The 13,447-nt window shown below is 51.5% G+C and carries 12 protein-coding genes; 8 read left to right on the top strand and 4 right to left on the bottom strand.

From position 1 onward, the window contains the following. The first annotated feature begins 7 nt into the window (after positions 1–7). The 6 genes from fruB to WES_RS07385 all read left to right on the top strand — a co-directional run bounded on the left by fruB (position 8) and on the right by WES_RS07385 (position 7,418). Positions 8–1,138 carry a fused PTS fructose transporter subunit IIA/HPr protein gene (gene fruB, locus WES_RS07360; RefSeq protein ID WP_000487253.1) on the top strand — a complete coding sequence of 377 codons (1,131 nt, stop codon included), beginning with the start codon at positions 8–10 and terminating at the stop codon, positions 1,136–1,138. Next, complete coding sequence (gene fruK / locus WES_RS07365; RefSeq protein WP_000091270.1) at positions 1,138–2,076, top strand: 1-phosphofructokinase; 939 nt, start codon at positions 1,138–1,140, stop codon at positions 2,074–2,076. Before fruB ends, fruK begins: the two co-directional genes overlap by 1 nt. 16 nt (positions 2,077–2,092) lie before the next feature. Further along, positions 2,093–3,784 carry a PTS fructose transporter subunit IIBC gene (fruA, locus tag WES_RS07370; protein ID WP_016158628.1) on the top strand — a complete coding sequence of 564 codons (1,692 nt, stop codon included), beginning with the start codon at positions 2,093–2,095 and terminating at the stop codon, positions 3,782–3,784. Positions 3,785–4,207: 423 nt separating this feature from the next. After that, a complete protein-coding gene (locus tag WES_RS07375; RefSeq protein ID WP_016158627.1) occupies positions 4,208–5,149 on the top strand; it encodes a pseudouridine kinase in 942 nt (313 codons plus the stop codon). Continuing rightward, positions 5,137–6,075 carry a pseudouridine-5'-phosphate glycosidase gene (psuG, locus tag WES_RS07380; protein WP_016235242.1) on the top strand — a complete coding sequence of 313 codons (939 nt, stop codon included), beginning with the start codon at positions 5,137–5,139 and terminating at the stop codon, positions 6,073–6,075. Before WES_RS07375 ends, psuG begins: the two co-directional genes overlap by 13 nt. Before the next feature lie 92 nt (positions 6,076–6,167). Beyond that, a complete protein-coding gene (locus tag WES_RS07385) occupies positions 6,168–7,418 on the top strand; it encodes a NupC/NupG family nucleoside CNT transporter (protein ID WP_000353892.1) in 1,251 nt (416 codons plus the stop codon). Positions 7,419–7,488: 70 nt separating this feature from the next. Here WES_RS07385 and WES_RS07390 read toward each other — a convergent pair whose 3' ends face one another. Then, a complete protein-coding gene (locus WES_RS07390) occupies positions 7,489–8,187 on the bottom strand; it encodes a transcriptional regulator YeiL (RefSeq protein ID WP_016158624.1) in 699 nt (232 codons plus the stop codon). Positions 8,188–8,315: 128 nt separating this feature from the next. Between WES_RS07390 and rihB the strand changes: the two genes are divergently transcribed. Beyond that, a complete protein-coding gene (rihB, locus tag WES_RS07395) occupies positions 8,316–9,257 on the top strand; it encodes a ribosylpyrimidine nucleosidase (RefSeq protein WP_000415411.1) in 942 nt (313 codons plus the stop codon). A gap of 54 nt (positions 9,258–9,311) precedes the next feature. Here the strand turns inward: rihB and WES_RS07400 are convergent, their stop codons facing one another. From WES_RS07400 to WES_RS07410, 3 genes are all read right to left on the bottom strand, one after another. Continuing rightward, positions 9,312–10,400 (bottom strand): sugar kinase, encoded by a 1,089-nt coding sequence (locus WES_RS07400; RefSeq protein ID WP_001064981.1) that lies wholly within the window; start codon positions 10,398–10,400, stop codon positions 9,312–9,314. 2 nt (positions 10,401–10,402) lie between these two features. Further along, a complete protein-coding gene (nfo, locus tag WES_RS07405; protein WP_000873880.1) occupies positions 10,403–11,260 on the bottom strand; it encodes a deoxyribonuclease IV in 858 nt (285 codons plus the stop codon). A gap of 73 nt (positions 11,261–11,333) precedes the next feature. Next, positions 11,334–12,383, bottom strand: a complete 1,050-nt coding sequence (locus WES_RS07410; RefSeq protein WP_000182062.1) for a YeiH family protein — start codon at positions 12,381–12,383, stop codon at positions 11,334–11,336. Positions 12,384–12,481: 98 nt separating this feature from the next. Here WES_RS07410 and yieE point away from each other — a divergent pair, with 98 nt between their 5' ends. Then, positions 12,482–13,363, top strand: a complete 882-nt coding sequence (gene yieE, locus WES_RS07415; protein ID WP_016158623.1) for a DNA-binding transcriptional regulator YeiE — start codon at positions 12,482–12,484, stop codon at positions 13,361–13,363. Positions 13,364–13,447 lie beyond the last annotated feature (84 nt).

Below are 13,447 nucleotides of genomic sequence, written 5' to 3'. Positions count from 1 at the left end.
GAGAACTATGTTCCAGTTATCCGTACAGGACATCCATCCGGGCGAAAAGGCCGGAGACAAAGAAGAGGCGATTCGCCAGGTCGCTGCGGCGCTGGTGCAGGCCGGTAATGTAGCTGAAGGCTACGTCAATGGCATGCTGGCGCGCGAGCAGCAAACCTCAACGTTCCTCGGCAATGGTATTGCCATTCCCCACGGCACCACCGACACCCGCGATCAGGTGCTGAAAACCGGCGTTCAGGTGTTTCAGTTCCCGGAAGGCGTCACCTGGGGTGACGGTCAGGTGGCATACGTGGCGATCGGTATTGCCGCCAGCTCGGACGAACATCTGGGTCTGCTGCGCCAGTTGACCCACGTACTGAGCGATGATTCCGTTGCTGAACAATTGAAGTCAGCAACGACAGCAGAAGAACTTCGCGCATTGCTGATGGGCGAAAAGCAGAGTGAGCAGCTGAAACTCGACAACGAAATGCTGACGCTGGATATCGTTGCCAGCGATCTGCTGACTCTTCAGGCGCTGAACGCTGCGCGTCTGAAAGAAGCGGGGGCCGTTGACGCCACCTTCGTCACCAAAGCCATCAATGAACAGCCGCTGAATCTCGGACAGGGCATCTGGCTGAGCGATAGCGCCGAAGGCAACCTGCGTAGCGCGATTGCGGTAAGCCGTGCGGCAAATGCTTTTGATGTGGACGGCGAAACGGCAGCCATGCTGGTGAGTGTGGCAATGAATGACGATCAGCCCGTCGCGGTTCTTAAGCGTCTCGCCGATCTGTTACTCGACAATAAAGCTGACCGTTTGCTGAAAGCAGATGCGGCAACATTGCTGGCACTGCTGACCAGCGATGATGCGCCGACTGACGACGTGTTAAGCGCGGAGTTTGTGGTGCGCAACGAACACGGCCTGCATGCTCGTCCAGGCACCATGCTGGTCAATACCATTAAACAATTTAACAGTGATATTACCGTGACAAACCTTGATGGCACCGGCAAACCGGCAAACGGACGTAGTCTGATGAAAGTTGTGGCACTTGGCGTTAAGAAAGGTCATCGCCTGCGCTTTACCGCCCAGGGGGCGGATGCTGAACAGGCACTGAAGGCAATTGGCGACGCCATCGCCGCAGGTCTTGGGGAGGGCGCGTAATGAGCAGACGTGTTGCTACGATCACCCTCAATCCGGCGTATGACCTTGTTGGTTTCTGCCCGGAAATTGAACGCGGCGAAGTGAACCTGGTGAAAACCACCGGTCTTCATGCGGCGGGTAAAGGTATCAACGTTGCCAAGGTTCTGAAAGATCTGGGTATTGATGTCACCGTTGGCGGCTTCCTGGGTAAAGACAATCAGGACGGATTTCAGCAACTGTTCAGCGAACTGGGCATTGCCAACCGTTTCCAGGTTGTACAGGGGCGTACCCGCATTAACGTTAAGTTGACGGAAAAAGACGGCGAAGTTACTGACCTCAATTTCTCTGGTTTCGAAGTCACTCCTGCCGACTGGGAGCGCTTCGTGACTGATTCTCTGAGCTGGCTTGGTCAGTTCGATATGGTCTGTGTCAGCGGCAGTTTACCATCAGGCGTCAGCCCGGAAGCATTCACCGACTGGATGACTCGCCTGCGTAGTCAGTGTCCTTGCATTATCTTTGATAGTAGCCGCGAAGCATTAGTGGCAGGTTTGAAAGCGGCACCGTGGCTGGTGAAACCTAACCGTCGCGAGCTGGAAATCTGGGCAGGCCGTAAACTGCCTGAAATGAAAGATGTCATTGAAGCTGCACATGCGCTACGTGAACAAGGTATCGCGCATGTCGTAATTTCACTGGGTGCCGAAGGCGCGCTTTGGGTTAATGCCTCCGGCGAATGGATCGCCAAACCACCGTCAGTCGATGTCGTAAGCACTGTTGGCGCAGGGGATTCCATGGTTGGCGGCCTCATTTATGGCTTGCTGATGCGTGAATCCAGTGAACACACACTGCGTCTGGCAACGGCTGTTGCAGCCCTGGCGGTAAGTCAAAGCAATGTGGGTATTACCGATCGTCCGCAGTTGGCCGCAATGATGGCGCGCGTCGACTTACAACCTTTTAACTGACAGCAGGAGAGGCATAATGAAAACGCTGCTGATTATTGACGCTAATCTCGGTCAGGCACGCGCCTATATGGCGAAGACCCTGCTGGGCGCGGCGGCGCGAAAAGCAAAACTGGAAATCATCGACAATCCGAACGACGCTGAAATGGCGATTGTTCTGGGTGATTCCATCCCGAACGACAGCGCGCTGAACGGTAAAAATGTCTGGCTGGGCGATATTTCCCGCGCAGTCGCGCACCCTGAGCTCTTCCTGAGTGAAGCCAAAGGCCATGCGAAGCCTTACACTGCGCCGGCCGCTGCGACAGCACCGGTTGCCGCCAGCGGTCCGAAACGCGTGGTTGCGGTGACTGCTTGCCCGACCGGTGTGGCGCACACCTTTATGGCGGCTGAAGCCATTGAAACCGAAGCGAAAAAACGTGGCTGGTGGGTGAAAGTTGAAACCCGTGGCTCCGTTGGTGCGGGTAACGCGATCACGCCTGAAGAAGTGGCAGCAGCGGATCTGGTGATTGTGGCAGCAGATATCGAAGTGGATCTGGCGAAATTTGCCGGTAAACCGATGTATCGCACTTCTACCGGTCTGGCGCTGAAGAAAACGGCGCAGGAGCTGGATAAAGCGGTTGCTGAAGCGACGCCTTACGAACCGGCGGGCAAAGCTCAAACGGCAACCACTGAAGGTAAGAAAGAGAGTGCAGGCGCGTACCGTCACTTGCTGACGGGCGTTTCCTACATGCTGCCAATGGTGGTTGCGGGTGGTCTGTGTATCGCGCTTTCCTTTGCTTTTGGTATCGAAGCGTTTAAAGAGCAAGGGACGCTGGCGGCGGCGCTGATGCAGATTGGCGGTGGTTCAGCCTTTGCGCTGATGGTGCCGGTACTGGCGGGTTACATTGCCTTCTCCATTGCCGATCGTCCGGGTCTCACGCCGGGTCTGATTGGCGGTATGCTGGCGGTCAGCACAGGTTCTGGCTTCATTGGCGGGATTATTGCGGGCTTCCTGGCGGGTTACATCGCGAAGTTAATCAGTACGCAACTGAAACTGCCACAGAGTATGGAGGCGCTGAAACCGATTCTGATCATTCCGCTGATTTCCAGTCTGGTGGTTGGTCTGGCGATGATCTACCTGATCGGTAAACCGGTTGCTGGCATCCTCGAAAGTCTGACTCACTGGCTGCAAACCATGGGTACTGCGAATGCGGTTCTGCTGGGCGCGATCCTCGGTGGCATGATGTGTACTGACATGGGCGGTCCGGTAAACAAAGCGGCTTACGCGTTTGGTGTTGGTCTGCTGAGTACCCAAACCTATGGCCCGATGGCGGCGATTATGGCGGCAGGTATGGTGCCACCGCTGGCAATGGGTCTGGCAACAATGGTGGCGCGTCGCAAATTCGATAAAGCGCAGCAGGAAGGCGGTAAAGCGGCTCTGGTACTTGGCCTGTGCTTTATTTCGGAAGGTGCAATTCCGTTTGCTGCCCGTGATCCGATGCGAGTGCTGCCGTGCTGTATCGTTGGTGGGGCGCTGACTGGCGCAATCTCAATGGCGATTGGTGCGAAACTGATGGCACCGCACGGTGGTCTGTTTGTTCTGCTGATCCCTGGCGCCATTACGCCGGTACTGGGTTACCTGGTGGCAATTATTGCTGGTACGCTGGTGGCGGGTCTGGCCTATGCCTTCCTGAAACGTCCGGAAGCGGACGTTGTGGCGAAAGCAGCATAATAAAACGTGAACTACAGGGCAGAAATTTTCTGCCCTGTATCATTTGATGAGTGCAAGGTGAGTGATAAATTGTTGACGGCAATTCTATGATTTTGAATGGTTTTGTTTTCCAACAGAAAGCTGACACTCTCATCAAACAGTAACGTCATTTCCTCAAGGGCAGATTAATTTCTGCCCTTTTTTATTGTTTCCGTTCTGTGCATCACTTCACAATTTCTTCGCTTTTTCTAAAACCGCCAATAATAGCGTTTTGTGAGCCTGTTCAAATCTGCTCATTTTGCCCCTCTGGCGGTAATTTACTTTAAGTAAAACATGCATACTATGAGCACATGTTTAAATATGAACACATGTTTAAACCGTCTTTGCAGTACCTATATTCTTGTGGATTGACAGAGTTGGTAATTTTTTACCAGGGGACGTGCTATGCGCGAAAAGGATTATGTCGTAATTATAGGTTCGGCGAATATTGATGTCGCCGGATATTCACATGAATCATTAAACTATGCGGATTCAAATCCAGGGAAAATAAAATTTACTCCCGGTGGAGTAGGGCGCAATATCGCACAAAACCTCGCGTTGCTGGGGAATAAAGCCTGGCTACTGAGCGCCGTAGGCAGTGATTTTTATGGTCAATCGCTGCTAACGCAAACCAATCAATCCGGCGTTTATGTCGATAAATGTCTGATTGTGCCAGGGGAAAATACGTCGAGCTATTTATCATTACTCGATAATACCGGTGAAATGCTGGTTGCTATAAATGACATGAATATTAGCAACTATATTTCAGCGGAATATCTCGCACAGCACCGTGAATTTATTCAGGGGGCTAAGGTCATTGTCGCAGACTGTAATATCAGTGAAGAGGCATTGGTCTGGATTCTGGATAATGCCGCCGACGTACCGGTATTTGTCGATCCGGTTTCGGCTTGGAAATGCGTCAAAGTACGTGAGCGATTAAGTCAAATTCACACCCTGAAGCCAAACCGTCTGGAAGCGGAAACCTTGAGCGGGATTGCGCTTTCCGGAAGTGAAGATGTGGCAAAGGTTGCCGCCTGGTTCCATCAACATGGCCTGAACCGACTGGTTCTGAGCATGGGTGGCGATGGTGTTTATTACAGTGATATCAGCGGCGAAAACGGCTGGTCTGCACCGATTAAAACCAATGTCATTAATGTTACCGGAGCGGGTGATGCCATGATGGCGGGACTTGCTTCGTGTTGGGTAGACGGGATGCCGTTTGCCGAATCTGTTCGTTTTGCACAGGGATGTTCGTCAATGGCGCTCTCCTGTGAATACACCAATAACCCTGATTTATCGATTGCCAACGTTATATCGTTAGTGGAGAACGCAGAATGTCTGAATTAAAAATTTCCCCTGAATTATTACAAATTTCCCCGGAAGTGCAGGACGCTTTAAAAAACAAAAAACCGATTGTGGCGCTGGAATCGACCATTATCTCTCACGGGATGCCGTTCCCGCAAAACGCCCAGACCGCAATTGAAGTAGAAGAAACTATTCGTCAACAGGGCGCTGTACCAGCCACTATCGCTATTATTGGCGGCGTGATGAAAGTGGGCTTAAGCAAAGAAGAAATTGAATTGCTGGGTCGTGAAGGACATAACGTAACGAAAGTTAGCCGTCGCGATTTACCTTTTGTTGTTGCTGCCGGAAAAAATGGTGCAACCACCGTTGCTTCTACCATGATTATTGCGGCGCTTGCCGGAATTAAAGTATTTGCCACCGGCGGTATTGGCGGTGTTCATCGCGGGGCGGAAAATACTTTCGATATTTCCGCCGATTTACAGGAACTGGCGCACACTAATGTCACCGTAGTTTGTGCCGGAGCAAAATCTATTCTCGATTTAGGCTTAACCACCGAATATTTAGAAACTTTCGGTGTGCCGTTGATTGGTTATCAGACCAAAGCATTGCCAGCGTTTTTCTGCCGCACCAGCCCGTTTGAAGTCAGTATCCGCCTCGACAGCGCCAGCGAAATTGCCCGTGCGATGGCGGTGAAATGGCAAAGCGGTCTGAACGGTGGCCTGGTAGTGGCAAACCCAATTCCGGAACAGTTTGCGATGCCGGAAGAAAGTATTAACGCTGCAATTGATCAGGCAGTTGCCGAAGCTGAAGAGCAAGGTGTAATCGGTAAAGAAAGTACGCCGTTCCTGCTGGCACGCGTTGCGGAACTGACTGGTGGCGATAGCCTGAAATCCAACATCCAGTTGGTGTTTAACAACGCCATTCTGGCGAGCGAAATTGCCAAAGAATACCAGCGTCTCGCGGGTTAATTTCTGACGGGCAGAAAGCCGTCGCCCGTACTCATCATACATACCGAAACCTGGCGCTGGCGCCGGGTTTACGGGCATGAAGGGAAATCATTATGGATATAATGAGAAGTGTTGTGGGGATGGTGGTGTTACTGGCAATAGCGTTTGTGTTGTCAGTGAATAAAAAGAGCATCAGTTTGCGTACGGTTGGAGCCGCGCTGCTGCTGCAAATCGCCATTGGCGGCATTATGCTCTACTTCCCACCGGGAAAATGGGCGGTAGAACAGGCAGCATTGGGCGTCCATAAAGTCATGTCCTACAGCGATGCGGGTAGCGCCTTTATTTTTGGTTCGCTGGTGGGGCCGAAAATGGATGTCCTGTTTGACGGCGCGGGCTTTATCTTCGCCTTTCGCGTACTTCCGGCGATTATTTTTGTTACTGCGCTCATCAGTCTGCTGTACTACATTGGCGTGATGGGACTGCTGATCCGCATTCTTGGCAGTATTTTCCAGAAAGCCCTCAACATCAGCAAAATAGAATCTTTTGTCGCGGTCACCACCATTTTCCTTGGGCAAAACGAGATCCCGGCGATCGTTAAACCGTTTATTGATCGCATGAATCGCAACGAGTTGTTTACCGCAATTTGTAGCGGCATGGCATCTATTGCCGGTTCGATGATGATTGGTTATGCCGGAATGGGTGTGCCGATTGACTATCTGTTAGCGGCATCGCTGATGGCGATCCCCGGCGGTATTTTGTTTGCGCGTATTCTTAGCCCGGCGACCGAGCCTTCGCAGGTGACATTTGAAAACCTGTCGTTCAGCGAAACGCCGCCAAAAAGTTTTATCGAAGCAGCGGCAAGCGGTGCGATGACCGGACTGAAAATTGCCGCAGGTGTGGCGACGGTGGTGATGGCGTTTGTGGCGATTATTGCGCTGATCAACGGCATTATCGGTGGAATTGGCGGCTGGTTTGGTTTTGCCAATGCCTCTCTCGAAAGTATTTTTGGCTATGTGCTGGCACCGCTGGCGTGGATCATGGGCGTGGACTGGAGTGATGCCAATCTTGCGGGTAGCCTGATTGGTCAGAAACTGGCGATTAACGAATTTGTCGCTTACCTGAGTTTCTCGCCATATCTGCAAACGGGCGGCACGCTGGACGTGAAAACAGTTGCCATTATCTCCTTTGCGCTTTGTGGTTTCGCTAACTTTGGTTCTATTGGTGTTGTCGTTGGGGCGTTCTCGGCTATTTCGCCAAAACGCGCGCCGGAAATCGCCCAGCTTGGATTACGTGCGCTGGCAGCGGCTACGCTCTCCAACCTGATGAGTGCGACCATTGCCGGGTTCTTTATTGGGCTGGCGTAATGCTCGATTTGTAAGCCGGATAAGACGCGTCAAGCGCCGCATCCGGCTATCGCGCTATTGCAAATAATTTTTACTGCATCATCCCGGAGAATTTATTCTCCGGGTCCATCTCCAGCGCCAGTCCTGACAACTGCTTTCTGTTTTTAATCAGATACCCTTTCTTATTTTTAATTAATAAACCGTCGTGAATGAATTGTGCGAGAACATATAAAAGGTGTCGGTAAGAAACGCCTAAATACTCTGCCGCTTGCGTATGCTTTTCGTGATAAAGTTCACCTTCCTGCGAGAGTAATATAAATGCTGCCAGGCGATTCACTAACGGAAATGATTGATTCTGAGTTAAAGAAATAATATTGCGATAATTTTTATGACTTAAGGCGACGCAGAGTTTTCGTAAAAATAGCGTGTCGTTTAATAATAGCGGGCGGTAGTGTTTCATGGGGAGCGCAATACACCAACACTCTTCAATAGCCTGCACCGCACGCGGTTCATGGTCTTTATCGATTAACTCAATCTCGCCAATAAAACAGGGCGCGGCAAAGAAATCAATCAGCGACACGCGTCCATTGGCAAGCGTGGCGTAAAGCCTGGCGCGGCCTCGCGTCAGATAAAACAGCCAGGACGGCTGTTGCCCTTCCTGCACAATGTAGTCACGCGCTAAAAAATGAAACAGTCGCGTATCGGCTGAAACATCCGTTGAAAAGCACTCATTAAATGCGGACTCACCAATCAGTTGCTGTTTAAGTTCATTATTGTGGATTTCTTTCACGATGTTTATCCGCTATGAGATTTCTCATATTTAGCATACGTACGCTGTTGTTAAGATTCAATCATCGGCCGGTCGAATTTTCTTTGCTGTAGAAAAAATAACGCAACTTGAAACAGGGGAAATAAACAATGGAAAAGAGAAAAATTATTCTGGATTGTGATCCGGGTCATGATGATGCTATTGCCATAATGATGGCCGCGAAACATCCGGCGATTGATTTATTAGGTATCACCATTGTGGCGGGTAATCAGACGCTTGATAAAACATTAATTAATGGCCTGAATGTTTGTCAGAAACTGGAGATTAATGTTCCGGTTTATGCGGGAATGCCGCAGCCAATTATGCGCAAACAAATCGTTGCCGATAATATTCACGGTGAAACCGGACTGGATGGCCCGGTATTCGAGCCGCTGACCCGCCAGGCAGAAAGCACCCATGCGGTGAAATACATCATTGATACCCTGATGGCAAGTGAAGGCGATATCACTCTGGTGCCGGTGGGGCCGCTTTCAAACATCGCCGTGGCGATGCGTATGCAACCGGCGATCCTGCCAAAAATCCGTGAAATTGTGCTGATGGGTGGCGCTTACGGAACAGGTAACTTCACGCCGTCTGCCGAGTTCAACATCTTTGCCGACCCGGAAGCCGCACGCGTGGTGTTCACCTCCGGCGTTCCGTTGGTGATGATGGGCCTCGATCTCACTAACCAGACCGTTTGTACCCCGGATGTGATTGCGCGGATGGAAAGGGCAGGCGGCCCTGCTGGCGAGCTGTTCAGCGACATCATGAACTTCACTCTCAAAACGCAGTTCGAAAACTATGGCCTTGCTGGCGGTCCGGTGCATGACGCCACCTGCATTGGTTATCTAATCAACCCTGATGGTATTAAAACCCAGGAAATGTACGTCGAAGTGGACGTCAACAGCGGCCCTTGCTACGGGCGTACCGTCTGCGACGAGCTGGGCGTTCTCGGCAAGCCCGCTAATACCAAAGTCGGCATCACCATCGATACCGACTGGTTCTGGGGATTAGTCGAAGAGTGCGTGCGCGGCTACATCAAAACCCACTAAGTGTTGATAACAAGGCCGGATGATACGCGTCAAGCGTCGCATCCGGCAGCATTGTTACACCATCGGCACTAATGAAAGCGCGTTATCGGCAGACAGGGTAGGGTTATTTATGCTGCCGCTGGCGCGCGAAATTGCCGCGCAGGCCATCGCAAAACGGGCGCTGTCACGGAAACTGTTTCCTTCCAGAAAGCTATACACCAGGCCTGCCATAAAACCATCGTCGGCACCAAAACTGTCCACCGTCGTATGCGTTGGCGCAGTCAGCAAAAATTGCTCGCCATCCTTTTCGCTGCAATAAACGGATTCATCGGGCAAATAAACAAACAGTTGCTGAACACCTTGCTGATGCAACGCATTCACTGCGGCATTACGGTCAGCATCGCTGGTGATCGCCTTTCCCCATAAAATTTCCAGTTCCTGCAAAGTGGGTTTCAGGGTGTGAATATGCGCCAGCCAGTGTTTGATTTTGCCCGCTTTGAATTCTGAAACGGTATCGACAAATACCGGGATTTCATCGGCGAGGGTAAAGACCCACTCCAGCGCCTCGGCAGTCAGGTTGCAATCTGCCAGTACCACGCCCGCATGACGAAGTAAATCACGTGATCCGTTCAATAATTGCGGCGTTAACTGTTCCAGCAGATGGGTATCATTAATCGCCAATACGGTTTGTTCGTCTTGATTGGCAATTGCCAGATACGTCGATGTGCTTTGACCATGTAAACGAACGCAGCCAGAGACATTCACTCCAGCACGGCGCGTCTCTTCTAAGAGCATCTCGCCATAAAAATCATCGCCAATCACCGAGAGTAAATGGACGTCGCGGCCTAACAATGCCAGATTGTGGGCGATATTGCGCCCAACGCCGCCTGCCGAACAATGAATCGTACCGGGATGAGAAGCTGCTTGCGGGTAACGGATATCCGCCATCCCGCGAATATCCATATTGATTGTCCCCACCACTACGCAGTATTCCTGCTCAGTGAGAATGTAACCTTTGCCTTTAATCCGCCCTTTGCGCATTAAATCCATAATATGCGCCGCAACGCGCGAACGGCTGATTTGCAGCATGTCAGCAATTTCATTCTGCTGAATCAGCGGGTTACGTCGTAAAATTGCAAGGATCTCCTTCTCCCGGTTATTCATCTTCAGGCTACCGCTTTTTCAGTTTGTTGCGCTTTTAGCCAGGCGATCTCTTCTGCCCAGATATCCGGGTTGATGGTTTCAAGAATCAGCGGAATGCCGTCGAAACGGTCGTCCTGCATGATCCAGCGGAACGCATCATGACCGATATTGCCTTCACCGAGGCTATGATGGCGGTCAACGCGGCTGCCAAAGGTGCTTTTCGCATCGTTGAGGTGCATCCCACGCAGATATTTAAAGCCGACAATACGGGCAAAATCCGCGAACGTTTTTTCGCATTCGGCAGGAGTACGCAAATCATACCCGGCTGCGAAAGCATGGCAGGTATCAATGCAGACGCCAACGCGGGATTTATCTTCCACACCGTCGATAATCGCCGCGAGATGTTCGAATTTAAACCCTAAGTTGCTGCCCTGACCGGCGGTATTTTCAATCACCGCTGTCACGCCTTGTGTTTTATCCAGCGCAATGTTGATGGATTCCGCAATGCGCGCAAGGCAATCCTCTTCTGAAATCTGCATCAGATGGCTGCCAGGATGGAAGTTGAGCAAAGAAAGCCCCAGTTGTTCGCAACGCTGCATTTCATCTATAAACGCATCGCGTGATTTTTCCAGGGCTTCAGCGACCGGATGTCCGAGGTTAATCAGATAACTGTCGTGGGGAAGAATTTGCGCCGACGTGTAGTGATATTTTTCACAGGCGGCTTTGAATTCATCGATGGTCTGTGTCGTGAGGGGGGCGGCACGCCACTGACGTTGATTTTTGGTGAACAAGGCAAACGCGGTTGCGTCAATTTCGGCGGCGCGAATTGCGGCATTTGCCAGACCGCCAGCAGCACTAACGTGCGCTCCAATGTATTTCATGCGAGGACTCCTGTTAAACCCGCTGGAGGAAAACGGTAATGATAGCGGGTTAACAGGAGCAAGATGTAGTGGTTTATGCGATGACGCTTTGAATTACATAGTTAATCGCAGCACCACCAACAATCAGCCAGGCAAACAGTACCAGTGCCATCAGCAGAGGTTTCGCCCCGGCTTTTTTCAGCGCGCTGACGTGAGTGGTCAGACCCAGCGCCGCCATCGCCATTGCCAGCAGGAAGGTATCCAGCGTTACCAGCATGTTCACCACGCTCTGCGGTAACAGGTGGAACGAGTTAAAGATGGCAACTACGATGAACAAGATGGCAAACCACGGAATGGTGATTTTGCTTTTCTCGCCGCCATTAGCCCCAGACAGCTGTTTAACACGTGCCGCCAGCAGGATGAGGAACGGAGCCAGCATCATCACGCGCAGCATTTTGGAAATAACTGCTGCGTTTTCTGCATCCGGGCTGATGGCATGACCTGCCGCCACCACCTGCGCCACTTCGTGCACAGTCGAACCAATGTAGATACCGAAAGTTTCCGGACTAAACCATTGAGACATCAGCGGATATATCGCCGGGTAGAGGAAAATCGCGACGGTCCCGAAGATAACGACGGTTGCAACAGCCACGGTCACTTTACTGGCTTCCGCTTTCACTACCGGCTCAGTCGCCAGAACCGCCGCAGCACCACAAATACTGCTACCGGCACCGATCAACCAACTGGTGTGCTTATCCAGGCCAAACACTTTCTGCCCCAGGAAGCAGGCCAGCAGGAAGGTGCTGGACAGTGTCAACACGTCAATGATGATCCCACTGATACCGACATCGGCAATTTGTGAAAACGTCAAACGGAAACCGTAAAGAATAATACCCAGACGTAGTAAATGTTGCTTGGCAAACAGCACACCGCCGTCACAGCTTTTCCAGATATGCGGATATACTGTGTTACCTAAAACCATCCCCAACAAGATTGCGAGAGTGAGGGCACTAAACCCGGCACCCGCAACAGCGGGAATGGAACCACCCCACAGGGCGACCCCGGTGATAACTGCACTCAGGGCTAACCCCGGAATGAAATGCCACAGTGTACGATGTTGTTTCTGTAAGGTGATATTCGTCATAACCCTCTCCTTTATCCGGGCATAAGGTTACGACTAACTGGTTTAAAAATAAAATTGATTATATATTTATAATTAATCTTTATAAGTGGTAAGCGACTATGCACATCACCCTTCGACAGTTGGAAGTTTTTGCAGAAGTATTGAAAAGTGGCTCCACCACCCAGGCGTCGGTGATGCTGGCGTTGTCGCAATCAGCAGTGAGCGCGGCGTTGACCGATCTGGAAGGGCAGCTAGGCGTGCAACTGTTTGATCGCGTGGGGAAAAGACTGGTGGTCAATGAGCACGGACGGCTGCTTTACCCGCGTGCGCTGGCGTTGCTGGAACAGGCCGTCGAAATCGAACAACTGTTTCGCGAAGACAACGGCGCGATTCGTGTCTACGCCAGTAGCACCATTGGTAATTACATCCTGCCTGCAGTTATCGCCCGTTATCGCCATGATTACCCGCAGTTGCCGATTGAACTTAGCGTTGGTAACAGCCAGGACGTGATGCAGGCGGTGCTGGATTTCCGCGTTGATATTGGCTTTATTGAAGGACCATGCCACAGCACTGAAATCATTTCTGAACCGTGGCTGGAAGACGAGCTGGTGATTTTCGCCGCGCCGACTTCGCCGTTGGCTCGTGGTCCGGTCACCTTAGAACAACTGGCCGCTGCGCCGTGGATCCTGCGCGAACGTGGTTCCGGCACGCGGGAGATTGTCGATTATCTGTTACTGTCGCATTTACCGAAATTTGAGATGGCGATGGAATTAGGTAACTCCGAAGCTATCAAACACGCGGTGCGTCATGGGTTGGGAATTAGCTGCCTGTCGCGACGGGTAATAGAAGATCAATTACAGGCTGGCACATTAAGTGAAGTTGCTGTCCCTCTACCGCGCCTGATGCGTACGTTGTGGCGTATTCATCATCGGCAAAAACACCTTTCCAACGCGCTACGGCGCTTTCTGGACTATTGCGATCCCGCTAATGTGCCGCGTTAAGTCGCGATACAGGAACATGCTGGTGCTGTGTCGATTTCGTGACGCAGCGCCAGCGTCATGCATTCGCCAGAAAAGAGATTGGCT

It is taken from the genome of Escherichia sp. KTE31 (assembly GCF_000407925.1).
GTDB classification, from domain to species: Bacteria; Pseudomonadota; Gammaproteobacteria; order Enterobacterales; family Enterobacteriaceae; genus Escherichia; species Escherichia ruysiae.
Note: the sequence above shows the minus strand (reverse complement) of the source record. Positions and strands in the feature narration are given on the sequence as shown.

What these genes read in the sequence shown, in the direction of transcription:
- fruB (WP_000487253.1), top strand. Translation starts at nt 8, where the DNA reads ATGTTCCAGTTATCCGTACAGGACATCCATCCGGGCGAAAAGGCCGGA.
- fruK (WP_000091270.1), top strand. Translation starts at nt 1,138, where the DNA reads ATGAGCAGACGTGTTGCTACGATCACCCTCAATCCGGCGTATGACCTT.
- fruA (WP_016158628.1), top strand. Translation starts at nt 2,093, where the DNA reads ATGAAAACGCTGCTGATTATTGACGCTAATCTCGGTCAGGCACGCGCC.
- WES_RS07375 (WP_016158627.1), top strand. Translation starts at nt 4,208, where the DNA reads ATGCGCGAAAAGGATTATGTCGTAATTATAGGTTCGGCGAATATTGAT.
- psuG (WP_016235242.1), top strand. Translation starts at nt 5,137, where the DNA reads ATGTCTGAATTAAAAATTTCCCCTGAATTATTACAAATTTCCCCGGAA.
- WES_RS07385 (WP_000353892.1), top strand. Translation starts at nt 6,168, where the DNA reads ATGGATATAATGAGAAGTGTTGTGGGGATGGTGGTGTTACTGGCAATA.
- rihB (WP_000415411.1), top strand. Translation starts at nt 8,316, where the DNA reads ATGGAAAAGAGAAAAATTATTCTGGATTGTGATCCGGGTCATGATGAT.
- WES_RS07400 (WP_001064981.1), bottom strand. Translation starts at nt 10,400, where the DNA reads ATGAATAACCGGGAGAAGGAGATCCTTGCAATTTTACGACGTAACCCG.
- nfo (WP_000873880.1), bottom strand. Translation starts at nt 11,260, where the DNA reads ATGAAATACATTGGAGCGCACGTTAGTGCTGCTGGCGGTCTGGCAAAT.
- WES_RS07410 (WP_000182062.1), bottom strand. Translation starts at nt 12,383, where the DNA reads ATGACGAATATCACCTTACAGAAACAACATCGTACACTGTGGCATTTC.
- yieE (WP_016158623.1), top strand. Translation starts at nt 12,482, where the DNA reads ATGCACATCACCCTTCGACAGTTGGAAGTTTTTGCAGAAGTATTGAAA.